At 72.7% G+C, this 3,758-nt stretch carries 5 protein-coding genes; 2 read left to right on the forward strand and 3 right to left on the reverse strand.

Translation table 11 applies throughout. From position 1 onward, the window contains the following. From PLP61_RS12415 to PLP61_RS12425, 3 genes are all read right to left on the reverse strand, one after another. Positions 1 to 219 (reverse strand): hypothetical protein (locus PLP61_RS12415; protein ID WP_324503037.1); only part of this gene is annotated, 219 nt, incomplete at its 3' end. Continuing rightward, the gene (locus PLP61_RS12420; RefSeq protein ID WP_324503038.1) at positions 216 to 1,127 is read right to left on the reverse strand and encodes a catechol 2,3-dioxygenase; all 912 of its coding nucleotides are present in this window, start codon (positions 1,125 to 1,127) and stop codon (positions 216 to 218) included. The genes PLP61_RS12415 and PLP61_RS12420, both read right to left, overlap by 4 nt. Next, positions 1,127 to 2,200, reverse strand: a complete 1,074-nt coding sequence (locus PLP61_RS12425) for a catechol 2,3-dioxygenase (RefSeq protein WP_324503039.1) — start codon at positions 2,198 to 2,200, stop codon at positions 1,127 to 1,129. The genes PLP61_RS12420 and PLP61_RS12425 overlap by 1 nt, the downstream gene beginning before the upstream one ends. 102 nt (positions 2,201 to 2,302) lie before the next feature. Between PLP61_RS12425 and PLP61_RS12430 the strand changes: the two genes are divergently transcribed. Both PLP61_RS12430 and PLP61_RS12435 read left to right on the forward strand, forming a co-directional pair. Beyond that, positions 2,303 to 2,983: a hypothetical protein gene (locus PLP61_RS12430; RefSeq protein WP_324503040.1), complete on the forward strand. Its 681-nt coding sequence runs from the start codon at positions 2,303 to 2,305 to the stop codon at positions 2,981 to 2,983. Next, positions 2,980 to 3,758, forward strand: a 779-nt coding sequence (locus PLP61_RS12435; RefSeq protein WP_324503041.1) for an IclR family transcriptional regulator, incomplete at its 3' end; no start/stop codon positions are given. The genes PLP61_RS12430 and PLP61_RS12435, both read left to right, overlap by 4 nt.

Below are 3,758 nucleotides of genomic sequence, written 5' to 3' on the forward strand. Positions count from 1 at the left end.
CCCCCCCCCTTGCCGCTCGGGGAAGCGTCGCAGGGAGGGCGGCGTGTCGTCCGCCCCGCCCCCCGGCTCGTCCCCCGGTGCGGTGCGGCCATCACCGCGCGGCCGGTGCCGCTGGAGGTACGCCGGCGCGTCGGGCCGCTCGGTGCGGGGCAGCGCCGCGGGGCGGCCGGTCCCGTCGGCGGCACCGGTCGGGACCACACCCTCGTCCAGGCTCGTCATGTGTGCACCGTCAGGAACTTCTGGTTCACCACGCCGTCGTAGTAGAACAGCGCGCGGCCCATCTCCGCCTCGGTCCAGGTGATCGGCTCGGCGTCCGGGTCGACCCAGTACCCGCCGGTGAACATCTCGTTGCGGTTGCCGACCGGGTCGAAGAAGTACAGGCACTGACCGCGGGTAGCGCCGTGCCGGGTGGGGTTGGTCTCCAGGGTGACCCCGTGGTAGGCGCACACGTCGGCGGCCGTGCGCAGGTCGTTCCAGCCGTCCACCCAGAACGCGAAGTGGTGGAGCCCGCCGTTGGGGCCGGTGATCAGGGCGATGTCGTGGGAGGTGTGGGAGACCTCCAGCCAGGTGGCGATCTGGAACCCGTCGTCGCCGAGCACCTGCTCGGTGAGCCGGAAGTCGAGCTGCTCGACCAGGAACCGGGTGACCGTGTCGACCTCCTCCGCGGTGAGGAAGATGTGGTCCACACGCGGCGGAGCCATCCCCACCAGGCCCATCGGCCGGGGCGGCGGGTTGGTCTGCGGCAGCAGGTTCCCGACCTGCTGCATGCCGTGGACCAGCTCCATCTGGTGTCCGCTGGGCAGCTCGAAGCGGATCGCCTCGCCGTGCCCGGGGGCCCACTCGCCCGCGGCGTACCGCTTCACGGCCACGCCGGCGGACCCGAGCCGGGCCTGGTAGTGGTCCAGGTCGGCGGCGTCGGTCACCTTGAAGCCCAGGTGGTTGAGGCCGTGGGTGGGCTCGAGGGTCAGCACGAGGGAGTGGTGCTGGTGCTCGTCCCAGCACTTGAGGAAGACCCGGTTGTGCTCCCGGGCGGTCTCGACGAGACCGACCACCTCGACGTAGTAGGCGGTGGCCAGCTCCAGGTCGGGGACCCGCAGCTCGACGTGTGACAGACGCAGAATCGACATCAGGTGTGCACCTTCATGAATCGGTCGTTGAGCTCGCCCTCGTAGTAGAAGATCGCCCGGCCGACGTTGTCCTCGGTCCAGGTGATCGTCGGGAAGTCCGGGTCGGGCCGGTAGCCGCCGGTGAACACCTCGTTGCGCGTCCCCAGCGGGTCGAAGAAGTAGATGGTCGAGCCCCGTGTGATGCCGTGCCGGGTGGGTCCGACGTCGAGCTGGATGCCGTTGTAGGCCAGGACGTCGGCGGCGTCGCGCACGTCGTCCCAGTCGTCGAGCCAGTAGGCGAAGTGGTGCAGCCCGCCGTTGGCGCCGTGGACCACGGCCAGGTCGTGCGGCGAGTGCGAGCGCTCGAGCCAGGTCCCGAGCTGGTGGCCGTTCCCGTCGAGCAGCTGCTCGGTGATCCGGAAGCCGAGCACGTCCATGTAGAACTGCGTCGACTCGCCGACCTCCTCGGCGGTGACGAGGAGGTGGTCCATCCTCGGGGGCCGGATCCGGCTCGGCGGGCCGGGCTCGCCCTGGGCCTGGAACGGGTCGGGGTTGGTGCGGCCCCGGCCGGTGGCCGCGACGCGCTCCACCTCGTGGACCAGCTCCATGACGTGCCCGCTCGGGGTCGCGAAACGGATGCTCTCGCCCTGGCCCACGCTCTCGCCGCGGCTGACCCGCTGCACCGGCAGCCCGTAGCGGGCGACCTTGTTCTCCAGGTCGTCCAGGTCGTCCTCGTGCTGGACCTTGTAGGCCATCAGGTCGAAGCCGACCCGGGGGGCGTAGCGCAGCCGCAGCGAGTGGTGGTCGGTCTCGTCCCAGCAGCGCAGGTAGACCGAGTCGGTGTCCCGGCCGCTGACGGCCATCCCCATCACCTCGGTGTAGTACGCCGTGGCGACGTCGAGGTCGGTCACGGTGATGTCCACGTGGGCCAGCCGCAGGATGCCGCCCGGGGTCCGGGTCGGGCGAAGCGGCGTCCGGCCGGGCACGAGGTCGCGGAGCACCTCCCGGGTCGTCCCCGACGGGGTGCCCTCGGCGTAGTCGACGCCGTGGCGCTCCTCGTCCCGCTGGAGCGGGTCCCGGGCCGGTGTGGTCATGGAAGGAAAAGTAGGCCCGCCGTCCCGCATACGGGGAAGTGCGTACCCCTATGCGGGACGCAAGTCCGTAAGGTGGGTCACACACCCGACCTGTGAGGAGCCATGGACGAGGACTGGGTGGCCGCCGGCCCTGAGGCGATGCGCCGCAGCCTGGCCGACTACGTGCGCGCCCTGCACCGGGCCTACCTCACCCAGCTGGACCTGCTCGCGCCGGCGGAGCGGGCGGCGATGCCGTTGGCGGCCCGCTCGGGGGTGACGGTGGCGGTGGCTGCCGCCCGTGACCTGCACCTGGTGGCGACCACCGACCCGCTGCCGGCACCCCGCGGCCCGGAGGTGGAGCTCACCGACGAGTACGCGGGGGTGCGCTGGGCGGTGCGCTTCTTCGACGCCAGCATCCTGCCGGAGCTGGGTCTGGTCGGCGCCTCCGGGCAGGACGACCCCGCCGCCGTACGCCGGGTGCTCGGCGTCGCCGACGTCGTCTACCACCTCTCGGTCTCCCCGGGCGGGGGGCTGGGGGCCCACCACGCGCAGCACGCCGGGGTGGCGCTGGCCAACCAGCACGCCGCTGCGATCCGCGACGGCCAGGCGGTGCGCCGGGCCTTCCCGGGACGCGAGGCGCTGGTCGACGAGTTCGTGGTCGCCGAGCGGCTGGGGCTGGTGCACAGCGCGCGGCTGCTGGCCCGTGAGATCGCGGGGACGGCGCTGGGCGAGGCCGACCTCGCCGGCGACGTCGCCTCGATGCGTCGCGCCCTGCTGCGGGTGGGCCGGGGGGAGCCCCGGTGACCCGCGTCCCCGGCACCACCCAGACCCTCACCAGTGTGGCCACGGCCGCCCGGATGCTGCGCGAGTTCGGTCGGGGCGACACCCAGCTGGGGGTCAGCGAGCTGGCCCGGCGGGTGGGCGTGGGCAAGAGCACGGCGCACCGCGTGGTGTGGACCCTGGTGGCCGAGGACCTGCTCGAGAAGGTCGACGACACCGGGCTGTTCCGGCTCACCCCGACGATGCGCAACCTCGGGGTCAGCGCCGAGACCGCGCTGTCGCTGCACCAGGCCTCGACGCTGGCCCTGGACCAGCTGCGCGCGGTCACCGACCACACCCTGCACGTTGCCATCCTGGACGGCACCGACGTGCTCTACGTGGAGCGCAGGGAGAGCCCCCGCGGCATCCCGGTGTTCAGCCGGGTCGGCGGCCGCAACTCCGCCCACGTCACCTCCACGGGGAAGGTCCTGCTGGCCCACCTGGAGCCGGATGAGCAGGCCCGGCTCGTGCAGTCCATGCGGCTGACCCGCAAGACCCCCCACACGATCACCTCACGGACGGCGCTGCTGGCCGAGCTGGCCCAGGTGCGCCGGCAGGGGTACGGGGAGAACGTCTTCGAGTCCGAGGCGGGCATGGTCTCCATCGCCGCCCCCGTGCGCGGTCGCACCGGGCGGGTCGTGGCTGCCCTGTCCATCGCGGGCCACGCCGATCCGGACAACCCCGACCTGCTGCACCACCTGGTCCGCCCGCTGGTGGAGGCGGCCAGGCGGATCAGCCACAACCTGGGCTGGCGGCGACC

The organism is Nocardioides sp., assembly GCF_035429765.1.
Taxonomy (GTDB): domain Bacteria; phylum Actinomycetota; class Actinomycetes; order Propionibacteriales; family Nocardioidaceae; genus Nocardioides.

What these genes read in the sequence shown, in the direction of transcription:
- PLP61_RS12425 (WP_324503039.1), bottom strand. Translation starts at nt 2,200, where the DNA reads ATGACCACACCGGCCCGGGACCCGCTCCAGCGGGACGAGGAGCGCCAC.
- PLP61_RS12430 (WP_324503040.1), top strand. Translation starts at nt 2,303, where the DNA reads ATGGACGAGGACTGGGTGGCCGCCGGCCCTGAGGCGATGCGCCGCAGC.
- PLP61_RS12420 (WP_324503038.1), bottom strand. Translation starts at nt 1,127, where the DNA reads ATGTCGATTCTGCGTCTGTCACACGTCGAGCTGCGGGTCCCCGACCTG.